Annotated in this window: 11 protein-coding genes; 9 read left to right on the top strand and 2 right to left on the bottom strand. The window is 57.8% G+C overall.

All coding sequences use genetic code 11. From position 1 onward, the window contains the following. Positions 1 to 35: 35 nt before the first annotated feature. Positions 36 to 629: an NAAT family transporter YhgN gene (gene yhgN, locus KIF87_RS14500; RefSeq protein ID WP_003861574.1), complete on the bottom strand. Its 594-nt coding sequence runs from the start codon at positions 627 to 629 to the stop codon at positions 36 to 38. Positions 630 to 806: 177 nt separating this feature from the next. Between yhgN and asd the strand changes: the two genes are divergently transcribed. From asd to glgP, 6 genes are all read left to right on the top strand, one after another. Next, positions 807 to 1,910 (top strand): aspartate-semialdehyde dehydrogenase, encoded by a 1,104-nt coding sequence (gene asd, locus KIF87_RS14505; protein WP_033146834.1) that lies wholly within the window; start codon positions 807 to 809, stop codon positions 1,908 to 1,910. A 249-nt stretch (positions 1,911 to 2,159) separates the two neighbouring features. Then, on the top strand, positions 2,160 to 4,346 hold the full coding sequence (glgB, locus tag KIF87_RS14510; RefSeq protein WP_213329104.1) for a 1,4-alpha-glucan branching enzyme: 2,187 nt from the start codon (positions 2,160 to 2,162) through the stop codon (positions 4,344 to 4,346). Continuing rightward, on the top strand, positions 4,343 to 6,316 hold the full coding sequence (glgX, locus tag KIF87_RS14515; RefSeq protein WP_213329105.1) for a glycogen debranching protein GlgX: 1,974 nt from the start codon (positions 4,343 to 4,345) through the stop codon (positions 6,314 to 6,316). Before glgB ends, glgX begins: the two co-directional genes overlap by 4 nt. Before the next feature lie 17 nt (positions 6,317 to 6,333). Next, positions 6,334 to 7,629 carry a glucose-1-phosphate adenylyltransferase gene (glgC, locus tag KIF87_RS14520; RefSeq protein ID WP_063144256.1) on the top strand — a complete coding sequence of 432 codons (1,296 nt, stop codon included), beginning with the start codon at positions 6,334 to 6,336 and terminating at the stop codon, positions 7,627 to 7,629. Beyond that, complete coding sequence (gene glgA / locus KIF87_RS14525; RefSeq protein WP_063144255.1) at positions 7,629 to 9,062, top strand: glycogen synthase GlgA; 1,434 nt, start codon at positions 7,629 to 7,631, stop codon at positions 9,060 to 9,062. Before glgC ends, glgA begins: the two co-directional genes overlap by 1 nt. 18 nt (positions 9,063 to 9,080) lie before the next feature. After that, a complete protein-coding gene (gene glgP / locus KIF87_RS14530) occupies positions 9,081 to 11,528 on the top strand; it encodes a glycogen phosphorylase (protein WP_213329106.1) in 2,448 nt (815 codons plus the stop codon). Between the two features lie 95 nt (positions 11,529 to 11,623). On the opposite strand, the gene glpD is transcribed toward glgP, so the two are convergent. Further along, entirely contained in the window at positions 11,624 to 13,132 is a 1,509-nt protein-coding gene (gene glpD, locus KIF87_RS14535) for a glycerol-3-phosphate dehydrogenase (protein ID WP_032662239.1), read from the bottom strand. Between the two features lie 285 nt (positions 13,133 to 13,417). Here glpD and glpE point away from each other — a divergent pair, with 285 nt between their 5' ends. Genes glpE through KIF87_RS14550 form a run of 3 tightly spaced genes read left to right on the top strand, consistent with a single transcriptional unit; the run spans position 13,418 to position 15,403 of the window. Next, the gene (gene glpE / locus KIF87_RS14540) at positions 13,418 to 13,750 is read left to right on the top strand and encodes a thiosulfate sulfurtransferase GlpE (protein WP_006177908.1); all 333 of its coding nucleotides are present in this window, start codon (positions 13,418 to 13,420) and stop codon (positions 13,748 to 13,750) included. A gap of 47 nt (positions 13,751 to 13,797) precedes the next feature. Next, positions 13,798 to 14,628, top strand: coding sequence for a rhomboid family intramembrane serine protease GlpG (gene glpG / locus KIF87_RS14545; RefSeq protein ID WP_121426134.1), 831 nt, complete (start codon positions 13,798 to 13,800; stop codon positions 14,626 to 14,628). Between the two features lie 16 nt (positions 14,629 to 14,644). Further along, the gene (locus KIF87_RS14550) at positions 14,645 to 15,403 is read left to right on the top strand and encodes a DeoR/GlpR family transcriptional regulator (RefSeq protein ID WP_008503060.1); all 759 of its coding nucleotides are present in this window, start codon (positions 14,645 to 14,647) and stop codon (positions 15,401 to 15,403) included. Positions 15,404 to 15,409 lie beyond the last annotated feature (6 nt).

The raw sequence follows: 15,409 nt of genomic DNA on the forward strand, positions 1-15,409 counted from the left end.
CACCCCGGCCCTCTCCCACGGGGAGAGGGAGAAAGTCATCCTTTCATCCACGCCCTGATCCCGTCCAGGAACATCTGCGTCGCCATCATTACCAGAATCAGCCCCATCAGGCGTTCCAGCGCGTTCACCCCTTTCTCACCCAGCAGGCGAAGGAACAGGGACGACTGCAGCAGGATAATAAACGTCCCGCCCCAGGCGATCAGCAGGGCAATCACCAGATGGCTCATCTGGTTCGGATACTGATGCGACAGCAGCATCAGCGTGGCCAGAATGGTTGGCCCGGCGACGAGGGGAATCGCCAGCGGCACAATAAACGGCTCTTCACCCGCAGGCAGGCCGCTGCTGCTGCCTTCCGCGCTCGGGAAAATCATCTTAATGGCAATCAGGAACAGAATAATCCCGCCGGAAATCGAAACCGTTTCGGCGCGCAGGTTCAGGAACGCGAGAATTTTTTCACCCGCAAACAGGAAGATAAACATCACCAGCAGGGCGATGAGCAGCTCGCGGATCATGATCGCCCGGCGGCGCTTCGGCTCGGTGTGCTTCAGCACCGACATGAAGATCGGCAGGTTACCCAGTGGATCCATTATCAGAATCAATAAAACCGCTGCGGAAATGATTTCACTCATGTAAATTATCCCTGAAATTCTCTATGGTTATTATGATAATTAGCTGTATTTCTGATTGCCGGGCAATCATCGATTAATTTCGCTTGCGACTTTGGCAGCATTTTGTAATGTGAAGCATATCCCAGTTCAATACTGGCTTGCACAAACAGCACACACCCTCAGCAGGAAAAAAATGCTATGAAAAACGTTGGTTTTATCGGCTGGCGCGGTATGGTCGGCTCTGTACTCATGCAACGCATGGTTGAAGAGCGCGATTTCGACGCTATCCGCCCGGTCTTCTTCTCCACTTCCCAGCTCGGCCAGGCTGCTCCGTCCTTTGGTGGTACCACAGGCACGTTGCAGGATGCTTACGATCTGGAAGCGCTGAAGGCACTCGACATTATTGTCACGTGCCAGGGCGGCGATTATACCAACGAAATCTATCCAAAGCTGCGTGAAAGCGGCTGGCAGGGCTACTGGATTGACGCGGCCTCTTCGCTGCGTATGAAAGACGATGCCATCATCATTCTCGACCCGGTTAACCAGGGCGTCATCACCGACGGCCTGAACAACGGCGTGAAAACCTTTGTTGGCGGCAACTGCACCGTCAGCCTGATGCTGATGTCCCTCGGCGGCCTGTTCGCGCAGGATCTGGTGGAGTGGGTCTCCGTGGCGACCTACCAGGCCGCGTCCGGCGGCGGCGCGCGTCACATGCGCGAGCTGCTGACCCAGATGGGCCAGCTGCACCAGAGCGTCGCGACCGAGCTGGCAAACCCGGCGTCCGCGATCCTCGATATTGAACGTAAAGTGACTCAGCTGACCCGCAGCGGCGAGCTGCCGGTGGATAACTTCGGCGTACCGCTGGCCGGTGGCCTGATCCCGTGGATCGACAAACAGCTGGATAACGGCCAGACCCGCGAAGAGTGGAAGGGCCAGGCTGAGACCAACAAAATCCTCGCGACCGCGAACACCATTCCGGTTGACGGTCTGTGCGTGCGTATCGGCGCGCTGCGCTGCCACAGCCAGGCCTTCACCATTAAACTGAAAAAAGATGTGTCTATTCCGACCGTGGAAGAGCTGCTGGCCGCGCACAACCCGTGGGCGAAAGTGGTGCCAAACGATCGCGATATCACCATGCGCGAGCTGACCCCGGCTGCCGTTACCGGCACGCTGACCACGCCGGTTGGCCGTCTGCGCAAGCTGAACATGGGGCCGGAATATCTCTCCGCGTTCACCGTCGGCGACCAGCTCCTGTGGGGTGCCGCCGAGCCGCTGCGCCGCATGCTGCGCCAGCTGGCGTAATAATTTGTTAAATACCGGGGGTGATTTTCACCCCTTTTTTTTGCGTACTACATGGAGTAACACGCGTATGTCTTATTTTTTATCAGGAGTCATCTAGAGCGTTGGCTATGCTTTAAGGAAGAGTCATTTCTTACCTGAGGTTCGAACGGAGCAGAATGGATGCACATTTTTGTGCTGTCCCGTTCAGGTCACATTAAAAGTCGTCCCGGAGCGCTTAAAAAGGACGACATAAAAAACAGGATGAATACCATGTCCGATCGTGTGGATAGAGACGTGATTAATGCGCTTATTGCGGGTCATTTTGCTGACCCCTTTTCTGTGCTTGGGATGCATTATACTGAGGATGGCCTTGAAGTTCGGGCACTGTTACCGGATGCCACAGAAGTCTGGGTGATTGAACCCAAAACCGGCCGCAAGGTGGGTAATCTTGAATGCCTCGATTCCCGTGGCTTCTTCTCGGGCGTGATGCCCCGTCGTAAAAACCCTTTTCGCTATCAGCTCGCCGTTCTCTGGCACGGTCAGCAAAACCTGATTGACGATCCTTACAGCTTTGGCCCTCTGCTTAAAGAGATGGATGCCTGGCTGCTCTCCGAAGGAACGCATCTTCGCCCTTATGAAACGCTGGGTGCCCATGCCGATACCATGGACGGCATTACCGGCACGCGGTTCTCCGTATGGGCACCTAACGCCCAGCGCGTCTCCGTTGTCGGCCAGTTCAACTACTGGGACGGCCGCCGCCACCCGATGCGCCTGCGCCGGGAAACCGGCATCTGGGAGCTGTTTATCCCCGGGGCGCACCACGGGCAGCTTTATAAATTCGAGATGATCGACGCCCACGGCAAGCTGCGCATTAAAGCCGATCCGTATGCCTTCGAAGCGCAGATGCGCCCGGAGACCGCGTCGCTGATTTGCGGCCTGCCGGAGAAGGTCATCCAGACGGAGGAGCGTAAACAGGCCAACCGCTTTGATGCGCCCATCTCCGTCTATGAGGTCCACCTTGGCTCCTGGCGTCGCCACACCGATAACAACTTCTGGCTGAGCTACCGTGAGCTTGCCGACCAACTGGTGCCCTATGCCAAATGGATGGGCTTTACCCACCTTGAGCTGCTGCCGGTCAACGAGCATCCGTTCGACGGCAGCTGGGGCTATCAGCCCACCGGGCTGTATGCGCCAACGCGCCGCTTCGGCACGCGCGATGACTTCCGCTATTTCATTGATGCCGCGCACGCTGCCGGGCTGAACGTCATCCTCGACTGGGTGCCGGGCCATTTCCCGTCGGATGACTTTGCGCTGGCAGAGTTTGACGGCACGAAGCTGTACGAGCACAGCGACCCGCGCGAAGGCTATCACCAGGACTGGAATACGCTGATCTACAACTACGGTCGCCGTGAAGTCGCAAACTACCTGGTCGGGAATGCCCTGTACTGGATCGAGCGATTTGGTATTGATGCCCTGCGCGTCGATGCGGTGGCGTCGATGATCTACCGCGACTACAGCCGCAAAGAGGGCGAGTGGATCCCGAACGAGTTTGGCGGCCGTGAAAACCTGGAAGCGATTGAATTCCTGCGCAATACCAACCGCATTATCGGCGAGCAGGTGGACGGTGCCGTGACCATGGCGGAAGAGTCGACCGACTTTGCGGGCGTCTCCCGTCCGCCGTCACTAGGCGGCCTGGGGTTCTGGTATAAGTGGAACCTGGGCTGGATGCACGACACGCTCGACTACATGAAGCTGGATCCGGTTCACCGCAAGTACCATCACGACAAGCTGACGTTCGGGATGCTCTACAACTACACCGAAAACTTCATGCTGCCGCTGTCCCACGATGAAGTGGTGCACGGCAAAAAATCCATTCTCGACCGCATGCCGGGCGACGCGTGGCAGAAGTTTGCCAACCTGCGCGCTTACTACGGCTGGATGTTTGCCTTCCCGGGCAAGAAACTGCTGTTTATGGGCAATGAGTTCGCTCAGGGACGCGAGTGGAACCACGACGCCAGCCTCGACTGGCATCTGCTGGAAGGCGGTGACAACTGGCACCACGGGGTGCAGCGTCTGGTGCGCGACCTGAACCTGACCTACCGTCACCACAAAGCGCTGCACGAGCTCGACTTCGATCCGTACGGCTTTGAGTGGCTGGTGGTGGACGACCACGAGCGCTCGGTGTTTGTCTTTGTGCGTCGTGACAAAGCGGGTAACGAGATCGTCGTCGCCAGCAACTTCACGCCGGTGCCGCGCGAACACTACCGCTTCGGCATTAACCAGCCGGGTAAATGGCGCGAGATCCTGAATACCGACTCGATGCATTACCACGGCAGTAACGCCGGTAACGGCGGGCTGGTACAGAGCGACGCCATCGAAAGCCACGGACGACCAAACTCCCTGAGCCTGACGCTGCCGCCGCTTGGCACCATCTGGCTGATGCGGGAGGGCGAATGACGCAGCTTACGGCAGGTAAACCCGAACCGCTCGGCGCGCGTTTTGACGGAAAGGGTGTCAATTTCACCCTCTTTTCCGCTCACGCTGAGCGGGTAGAACTGTGCGTTTTTGATGGGGAAGGTAACGAGCACCGTTACGATTTACCCGAGCGTACGGGGGATACCTGGCACGGCTACCTGGCCGGAGGACGGCCAGGCATGCACTACGGCTTTCGCGTACACGGTCCGTGGGATCCGGCGCAGGGGCACTGGTTTAACCCGGCGAAGCTGCTGATCGACCCGTGCGCGCACCGCGTGGACGGTGAATTCAAAGATGACCCGCTCTTCCACGTGGGCTACGGCGAGCCCGACCACCGCGACAGCGCGCCCGTCGCGCCAAAAAGCGTGGTGGTGAACGATCTTTATGACTGGGAAGACGATGCCCCGCCGCAGACGCCGTGGGGCAATACCGTCATTTATGAAGCCCACGTCAAAGGGCTGACGTACCTGCATCCGTCGATCCCCAAAGAGATGCGAGGCACCTATAAGGCGCTCGGGCATCCCACCATGATCGCCTACCTGAAACACCTCGGCATTACCGCGCTGGAACTGCTGCCCGTCGCCCATTTTGCCAGCGAGCCGCGCCTGCAGCGGCTGGGGCTAAGCAACTACTGGGGCTACAACCCGCTGGCGATGTTCGCGCTTGAGCCACGCTATGCCGCTCATCCGGAAAAGGCGCGGGACGAGTTTCGCGATGCGGTGAAGGCGCTTCATACGGCGGGCATTGAGGTCATTTTGGACGTCGTGCTGAACCACAGTGCCGAAAGCGATCTCGACGGTCCGACGCTCTCCATGCGCGGAATTGATAACCGTAGCTATTATTGGATCAGGCAGGATGGCGATTATGAGAACTGGACCGGCTGCGGTAACACGCTCAACCTCAGCCATCCGGCGGTCACGCATTTTGCTTATGAGTGCCTGAAATACTGGGTAGAAACGTTCCACGTCGACGGTTTTCGTTTCGACCTGGCGCCCGTGATGGGCCGCACGCCGGCGTTCAGCCAGCAGGCGCCGCTGTTTGAGGTGATAAAAAACTGTCCGGTGCTCTCGCAGGTGAAGCTCATTGCCGAGCCGTGGGACATCGGTGAAGGCGGTTATCAGGTTGGGAATTTCCCGCCGCTGTTTGCCGAGTGGAACGATCACTACCGCGATGCCGCGCGCCGCTTCTGGCTGGAACGGAGTCTGTCGCTGGGGGAGTTCGCCGGACGCTTTGCCGCTTCAAGCGATCTCTTTAAGCGCGACGGCAAACGCCCGTCGGCCACCGTCAATCTGTTGACGGCGCACGACGGTTTTACGCTCAGGGACTGCGTTTGTTTCAATCAGAAACACAATGAGGCAAACGGCGAAGAGAATCGCGATGGCACTAACAATAACCATAGCTTTAATCATGGTATAGAAGGGTTAGGCGGAAGCCTTGACGTTATCGAGCGGCGACGCGCCAGCGTACATGCGCTGCTGACAACGCTTTTATTGTCGCAGGGCACGCCGATGCTGCTGGCAGGCGATGAGCACGGCCACAGCCAGCACGGTAACAACAATGCGTATTGCCAGGACAACACGTTAACCTGGCTCGACTGGGGTGAAGCCAACAGCGGGCTGATTCATTTTACCGCTGCGCTGATCCATCTTCGCCAGCAGATCCCCGCGCTGACCGCCGATCGCTGGTGGGAAGAGGGTGACGGCAACGTTCGCTGGTTGAATCAAGACGCGCAACCGTTAAGCGCGCAAGAGTGGCAACACGGCGTACCACGCCTGCAAATCCTGCTGTCGGATAAATGGCTGGTCACGCTGAACGCGACGGATGACGTCGCAGAGATTGTTTTACCTGAAGGGGAATGGCGAGCTGTTCCCCCCTTTGCCGGAGCGGATAATCCGGTAGTAATGGCTGTCTGGCACGGGCCTGCGCACGGAGTGTGCGTATTCCAAAGATGATAAAAAAGGAGTTAGTCATGGTTAGATTAGAGAAGAACGATCCCTTAATGTTGGCACGCCAGCTACCATTAAAAACGGTTGCCCTGATACTTGCGGGTGGGCGTGGTACCCGTCTGAAAGATTTGACCATCAAGCGCGCCAAACCGGCTGTTCACTTTGGTGGTAAGTTCCGCATCATCGACTTTGCGCTCTCCAACTGCCTGAACTCGGGCATTCGCCGTATTGGCGTCATAACGCAGTATCAGTCGCACACGCTGGTTCAGCATATCCAGCGCGGCTGGTCATTCTTCAGCGAAGAGATGAACGAGTTTGTCGATCTCCTTCCTGCTCAGCAGCGCGTTCACGGCGAGAACTGGTACCGCGGGACGGCGGATGCGGTGACGCAGAACCTCGACATCATTCGTCGCTACAGCGCGGAATACATTGTGATCCTCGCCGGGGACCACATCTACAAGCAAGATTACTCCCACATGCTCATCGATCACGTCGAAAAAGGGGCGCGCTGCACCGTGGCGTGTCTGCCCGTGCCCGTTGCTGAAGCGACGGCGTTTGGCGTGATGCACGTGGATGCCGACGACAAAATTATCGACTTTGTTGAAAAACCGGCGAACCCGCCAACCATGCCGGGCGATGACACCAAATCGCTTGCCAGCATGGGGATCTACATCTTTGATGCAGAATATCTTTATGAGCTGCTGGAAGAAGATGACAAAGACGAAAACTCCAGCCACGACTTCGGTAAAGACATCATTCCGAAAATCACGAAAGCTGGCATGGCGTATGCACATCCTTTCCCGCTGTCCTGCGTGCAGTCCGACCCGAATGCGGAACCCTACTGGCGCGATGTGGGAACCCTGGAAGCGTACTGGAAAGCGAACCTCGACCTGGCGTCGGTCACGCCTGAGCTGGATATGTACGACCAGAACTGGCCGATTCGTACCCATATGGAATCGCTGCCGCCGGCGAAATTTGTGCAGGATCGCTCCGGCAGCCACGGTATGACGCTGAACTCGCTGGTGTCCGGCGGGTGCATTATTTCAGGCTCGGTGGTGGTGCAGTCGGTGCTGTTCCCCCGCGTGCGGATAAATTCATTCTGTAATATCGATTCGGCAGTCTTACTGCCTGATGTCTGGGTAGGTCGCTCGTGTCGTCTGCGTCGCTGCGTTATCGATCGTGCCTGCGTCATTCCCGAAGGGATGGTGATTGGTGAAAACGCGGAAGAAGACGCGCGTCGTTTCTATCGTTCGGAAGAGGGGATCGTGTTAGTTACACGGGAAATGTTGCGGAAGCTGCAGATCAAACAGGAGCGATGATGCAGGTTTTACACGTATGTTCTGAGATGTTCCCGTTGTTAAAAACGGGCGGTCTGGCGGATGTTCTGGGTGCATTACCGGCGGCGCAAATCGCCGGAGGCGTGGATACCCGAGTCCTGCTGCCCGCCTTTCCGGATATCCGGCGCGGTATACCTGATGCAAAAGTGGTGACCCGCCGTGAGACCTTCGCCGGACGCATCACCCTGCTGTTTGGACATTACAATGGCGTAGGGATTTACCTGATCGACGCGCCGCACTTATACGATCGACCGGGCAGCCCGTATCACGATACGAACCTGTTCGCCTATACCGACAACGTGCTGCGCTTTGCGCTGCTCGGCTGGGTCGGTGCCGAAATGGCGACGGGGCTGGATCCGTTCTGGCGCCCGGATGTGGTGCACGCGCACGACTGGCACGCCGGGCTCGCCCCGGCGTATCTCGCGGCGCGCGGCCATCCGGCCAAATCGGTCTTTACCGTGCATAACCTGGCGTATCAGGGGATGTACTATGCCCATCACATGAGTGAAATCGATCTGCCATTATCGTTCTATAACATGCACGGACTGGAATTTAACGGGCAGATCTCGTTCCTGAAAGCCGGGCTGTACTACGCCGATCACATCACGGCGGTGAGCCCAACCTACGCGCGTGAGATCACCCAGCCGGAGTTTGGCTACGGTCTGGAAGGGTTGCTGCAACAGCGCCATCGCGAAGGCCGCCTGTCGGGCATTCTGAACGGCGTGGATGAACAGATCTGGAGCCCGGAGACCGATCTCCTGCTGGCGGCGCGCTATGGCCGTGATTCCGTGGAAGACAAAGCGGAAAACAAACGCCAGCTGCAGATTGCGATGGGCCTGAAGGTTAACGACAAGGTGCCGCTGTTCGCGGTGGTCAGCCGCCTGACCAGCCAGAAAGGGCTGGATCTGGTGCTGGAGGCGCTGCCCGGTTTACTGGAGCAGGGCGGGCAGCTGGCGCTGCTCGGCGCGGGCGACCCGGTGCTGCAGGAAGGTTTCCTTGCCGCCGCCGCGGAACATCCGGGGCAGGTGGGCGTGCAGATTGGCTACCACGAAGCGTTCTCGCACCGCATCATGGGCGGCGCGGACGTCATCCTGGTGCCGAGCCGTTTCGAACCCTGCGGCCTGACGCAGCTTTACGGTCTGAAATACGGCACGCTGCCGCTGGTACGCCGCACGGGCGGGCTGGCGGATACCGTATCCGATAGCTCTCTGGAAAACCTGGCGGACGGTATCGCCAGCGGGTTTGTCTTTGAGGACAGTAATGCCTGGTCGCTGCTTCGGGCGATTCGGCGTGCTTTCGTCTTGTGGTCCCGTCCATCGCTCTGGCGTTACGTTCAGCGTCAGGCGATGTCCATGGACTTTAGCTGGCATGTCGCGGCGCAGTCATACCGCGATCTCTATCAACGCTTGATGTAACGAGGCGAAGTTACTGATATGAACGCTCCATTTAGCTACTCTTCACCCACGCTCAGCGTTGAGGCGTTAAAGCACTCCATCGCCTACAAGCTGATGTTCACCATCGGGAAAGATCCGGTTATTGCGAACAAACACGAGTGGCTGAACGCCACCCTGTTTGCGGTGCGTGACCGTTTAGTGGAACGCTGGCTGCGCTCAAACCGCGCCCAGCTCTCGCAGGAAACGCGTCAGGTTTACTACCTGTCGATGGAATTTTTGATTGGCCGCACGCTTTCCAACGCGCTGTTGTCGCTCGGTATTTATGACGACGTCAAAACCGCACTGGAAGAGATGGGGTTAGATTTAGAAGAACTGATCGATGAAGAGAACGACCCGGGCCTCGGCAACGGCGGCCTGGGGCGTCTCGCCGCCTGCTTCCTCGACTCGCTCGCGACGCTGGCGCTGCCGGGCCGCGGCTACGGTATTCGCTACGACTACGGTATGTTCAAACAGAACATCGTCGACGGGCGTCAGAAAGAGTCGCCGGACTACTGGCTGGAGTACGGCAACCCGTGGGAGTTCAAGCGCCACAATACGCGCTACAAGGTACGCTTTGGCGGGCGTATCCAGCAGGAAGGCAAAAAATCCCGCTGGGTCGAAACGGAAGAGATCCTGGCCGTAGCCTACGACCAGATTATCCCCGGCTATGACACCGATGCCACCAACACGCTGCGCCTGTGGAGTGCCCAGGCCAGTAGCGAAATTAACCTCGGTAAATTCAACCAGGGTGACTACTTTGCGGCGGTGGAAGATAAAAACCACTCCGAGAACGTGTCCCGCGTGCTGTACCCGGATGACTCGACCTACTCCGGCCGCGAGCTGCGCCTGCGTCAGGAGTATTTCCTCGTCTCTTCGACGATTCAGGATATCCTCAGCCGCCACCATCAGCTGCACAAAACCTACGCCAACCTGGCGGAGAAAACCGCGATTCACCTTAACGACACCCACCCGGTGCTCTCCATTCCGGAGCTGATGCGCCTGCTGATCGACGAGCATAAGTTCAGCTGGGATGACGCGTTTGAAGTGACCTGTCAGGTGTTCTCCTACACCAACCACACGCTGATGAGCGAAGCGCTGGAAACGTGGCCGGTGGACATGCTCGGCAAAATCCTGCCGCGCCATCTGCAGATCATCTTTGAGATTAACGACTACTTCCTCAAGACGCTGCAGGAGCAGTACCCGAACGATACCGGGCTGCTGAGCCGCGCGTCCATCATTGATGAATCAAACGGTCGCCGCGTGCGCATGGCCTGGCTGGCGGTGGTCATCAGCCACAAGGTCAACGGCGTGTCCGAGCTCCACTCGAACCTGATGGTGCAGTCGCTGTTTGCGGACTTCGCGAAGATTTTCCCGACGCGCTTCTGCAACGTGACCAACGGCGTCACGCCGCGCCGCTGGCTGGCGCTGGCCAACCAGCCGCTCTCTGAGGTGCTGGACGAGAATATCGGCCGTACCTGGCGGACCGATTTGAGCCAGCTGAGCGAGCTGGAACAGCACATTGATTTCCCGACGGTGAACAAAGCCGTGCGCGAAGCCAAGCTGCTGAACAAAAAGCGTCTGGCGGTCTGGCTGGCGATGCACCTCAACGTGGTGGCAAACCCGAAAGCGCTGTTCGACGTTCAGATCAAACGCATCCACGAATACAAACGTCAGCTGATGAACGTGCTGCACGTGATCACCCATTACAACCGCATCAAGGCCGATCCAACGGCCGAATGGGTGCCGCGCGTGAAGATCTTCGCCGGTAAGGCGGCCTCTGCCTACTACATGGCGAAGCACATCATTCATCTCATCAACGATGTGGCGAAGGTGGTTAACCAGGATCCGGACATTGGCGACAAGCTGAAGGTGGTGTTCATTCCGAACTACAGCGTGAGCCTGGCGCAGATGATCATCCCGGCGGCGGATCTTTCTGAGCAGATTTCTACGGCGGGTACGGAAGCATCCGGCACCAGCAACATGAAGTTTGCCCTTAACGGCGCGCTGACCATTGGTACGCTTGACGGGGCGAATGTTGAGATGCTGGAGCACGTGGGCGAAGAAAATATCTTTATCTTCGGTAATACGACGGAAGAGGTGGAGGCGCTGCGCAGGAAAGGCTACTCGCCGCGTAAATATTACGAAGAGGATGAAGAGTTACGCCAGGTGCTGACGCAGATCGCGACCGGCGTGTTTAGCCCGGATGAACCGAGCCGCTATCGCGATCTGGTGGATTCGCTGATTAACTTTGGCGATCACTACCAGGTGCTGGCGGATTATCGCAGCTACGTGGACTGTCAGGATAAGGTGGACGAACTGTATCGTCAGCAGGAGAAGTGGACCAGCGCCGCGATGTATAACATCGCCAATATGGGCTATTTCTCGTCTGACAGGACCATCAAGGAGTATGCCGAGACGATCTGGCATATTGATCCGGTGAGGTTATAAAAGCAAAACGGCAACCTCGGTTGCCGTTGTTAGTGTTTGTTCCCTCTCCCTGTGGGAGAGGGTCAGGGTGAGGGCATCAGCCCGCACCGATCGTATTACGACGCCAGCGACAGCTCACGCTTCCCCGCATTTTGCAGTAACCACTGCGCCACGCGAGACTGCTGCTCGGCGTTGAGCCACATCCCTTCTTTGGTACGACGCCAGATAGCATCATCCAGACGACGAACCCACTCGTGCTCAACCAGGTAGCGCAGCTCGGCTTCGTACAGCTCGTGGCCAAAATGCTCGCCCAGATCCGCAATGTCCTTCGCATCGCCCAGGAACAGCTCGGTATTGCTGCCGTAGGTGCGGGCATAGTGGCGCGCCATTCCTTCGGTGATGAACGGGAAGCGACGGCGCAGCTTCGCGGCGTAATCATCGCGGTTATCGCCGATATCACCGCCGGGCAGTACCGCGCCTTTGGTCCATGCCGGGCCAATGCCTTTATAGTACGGCGCCAGTTTTTCCAGCGCGTGCTCGGCCAGCTTGCGGTAGGTGGTCAGCTTGCCGCCAAACACGGAAAGCAGCGGCGCCTGGCCGTCAACGTCGTGAATATCGAGCGTATAGTCGCGGGTAATCGCCTGCGGCGAGTCAGACTCGTCATCGCACAGCGGACGCACGCCGGAGTAGGTCCAGACAACGTCATCGCGAGACAGCTGTTTCTTAAAGTGCGCGTTATACACTTTGAGCAGGTAGTTCACTTCGCTCTCGTCGATCTCGACGTTCTTCGGATCGCCTTTGTACTCCACGTCGGTGGTACCGATGATCGAGAACTCGTCCATCCACGGGATCACAAACACGATGCGCTTGTCTTCGTTCTGCAGAATGTAGGCCTGCTTCTGCGTATGCACGCGCGGCACCACAATGTGGCTGCCCTTGATCAGGCGAATGCCGTACGGCGAAGGCAGATGCATGCCGTCGTCGAAGAACTGCTTCACCCACGGGCCGGTAGCGTTCACCAGGCCGCGCGCTTTCCAGCTGAATTTCTCGCCGGTATCGATGTCTTCCGCTTCCACAATCCACAGGCCGTTTTCACGACGGGCAGCGGTCGCGCGGGTACGGGTTTTCACCTCGCCACCTTTCTTCTCGACCATCTGGGCATTCGCCAGCACCAGGCGCGCATCGTCCACCCAGCAGTCGGAATATTCGAAACCGCGCACGATTTCTGGCTTAAGGACCGATTCTGAGCCAAAACGCAAACCTTTCGAACCCGGGAGGCTGGTGCGTTTACCCAGATGATCGTACATAAACAGACCAATTCGGATCATCCACGCCGGACGCAGATGCGGGCGATGGGGCAGGCGGAAGCGCATCGGAATAGCCAGATGCGGCGCCATTTTCAGCAGCACTTCACGTTCGGCCAGCGCTTCACTGACCAGGCGGAATTCGTAGTGTTCCAGGTAGCGCAGGCCACCGTGAATCAGTTTTGAGCTGGCGGACGACGTCGCGCAGGCGAGATCGTTAGCTTCCAGCATCAGTACGGATAAACCGCGTCCTGCGGCATCAACCGCAATACCGGCACCGTTGATGCCACCGCCTATCACAATCAGATCTTTGGTTTCCATAACACCCTCATGCACTTTCGTTAAAGCTCATAAATGTTCGATATCGCTCATAATAGCAAAGGAACGCGCTTTTGGTAACATCAAAAAAACAATTTAGAGTGATATGGATAACATAATGGCGTTTACCCGCCGCCAGGACGTACACTACGGGGTAAAATAGTGCTGTCTGATGCCCTCACCCCAGCCCTCTCCCACGGGGAGAGGGTGATCCGTTTCCCTCTCCCTCCGGGAGAGGGGAGGGTGAGGGGAAAAACGCACCACACCTGAATATAAGAAGAGAACACCATGGATCAGTTTGAATGTATTAACGTAGAAGAAGCCCACCAGAAGATGCACCAGGGAAAAGCGGTGCTGGTGGACATCCGCGATCCGCAGAGTTTTGCGATGGGCCACACGCCGGGCGCGTTCCATCTCACCAACGACACGCTGGGCGCGTTTATGCGCGATAACGACTTCGAGACGCCGGTCATGGTCATGTGCTACCACGGCAACAGCAGCAAAGGTGCGGCGCAGTATCTGCTTCAGCAGGGCTACGACGCGGTGTACAGCGTCGACGGCGGCTTCGATGCCTGGCATCGTCATTTCCCGGCAGAAGTGGAATACGCTTTTGAGCGCTGATCCCGCTATACTGTCCCCTTTTGTGTGGAAATAAGCGACCGCTGCCCATGTTGATGATCACCTCTTTTACCAACCCGCGCGTCGCCCAGGCGTTTGTCGACTATATGGCGACGCAGGGCGTTATTCTGACCATTCAGCAACATAACCAGACCGACGTCTGGCTGGCCGACGAGAGCCAGGCCGCGCGCGTAAACGAAGAGCTGGCGCGTTTTCTTGAGAACCCCGGCGACCCGCGCTATCTGGCGGCCAGCTGGCAGTCCGGGCAGACCGGCAGCGGATTGCACTACAGCCGTTTTCCCTTCCTTGCCACCATCCGCGAACGCGCGGGCCCGTTTACGCTGCTGCTGATGGCGGCCTGCATTATCGTCTTCATTATTATGAACGTGGTGGGCGACCAGAGCGTGATGATTGCTCTGGCCTGGCCCTATGACCCGTCTCTTGAGTTTGACGTCTGGCGCTACTTTAGCCACGCGCTGATGCACTTCTCGGTGATGCATATCCTCTTTAACCTGCTGTGGTGGTGGTATCTCGGCGGTGCCGTTGAAAAGCGTCTGGGCAGCGGCAAGCTGATCGTTATCACCCTTATCAGCGCCCTGCTGAGCGGCTATGTGCAGCACAAGTTCAGCGGGCCGTGGTTCGGCGGGCTGTCGGGCGTCGTGTACGCCCTGATGGGCTATGTCTGGCTTCGCGGGGAGCGCGATCCGGAAAGCGGCATCTATCTGCAACGCGGATTAATAACCTTTGCGTTAATATGGCTAATTGCCGGATGGTTTGATCTGTTTGGTATGTCTATCGCCAACGGTGCACACGTCGCCGGGCTGGCCGTGGGGCTGGCGATGGCGTTTGCCGACACGCTCCATGCGCGAAAACGAACATAATTCTCAGGGATAATTGATGAAACAAACACAACGTCATGACGCTATTATCGAACTGGTAAAAAAACAGGGATACGTCAGCACCGAAGAGCTGGTGGAGCAGTTTGCCGTCAGCCCACAAACCATCCGTCGTGACCTGAACGACCTGGCCGATCAGAACCGCATTCTTCGCCACCACGGCGGGGCGGCGCTGCCGTCCAGTTCGGTCAATACCTCCTGGCACGACCGTAAAGCCACGCAGACGGCAGAGAAAGAGCGCATTGCCCGCAAGGTCGCCAGCCAGATCCCAAACGGGGCGACGCTGTTTATTGATATCGGCACCACGCCGGAAGCGGTGGCCCATGCGCTGCTGGATCACGAGAACCTGCGCGTGGTCACCAATAACCTGAACGTGGCCAATACCCTGATGCAGAAAGACGATTTCCGCATCATCCTCGCGGGCGGCGAACTGCGCAGCCGCGACGGTGGGATTATTGGCGAAGCGACCCTCGATTTTATCTCTCAGTTCCGCCTCGACTTCGGCATTCTGGGGATCAGCGGCATCGACAGCGACGGCTCCCTGCTGGAGTTCGATTATCACGAGGTACGCACCAAGCGCGCGATTATTGAAAACTCGCGCCACGTGATGCTGGTGGTGGACCATTCCAAGTTTGGCCGTAACGCGATGGTGAACATGGGCAGCATCAGCATGGTGGATGCGGTCTATACCGACGTGATGCCGCCGGCGGGCGTGATGCAGGTGATTAAGGATAATAATTTGCAGTTAGAGTTGTGTTGAAAAGCC

It is taken from the genome of Enterobacter sp. 120016 (assembly GCF_018383635.1).
Taxonomy (GTDB): Bacteria; Pseudomonadota; Gammaproteobacteria; order Enterobacterales; family Enterobacteriaceae; genus Enterobacter; species Enterobacter asburiae_D.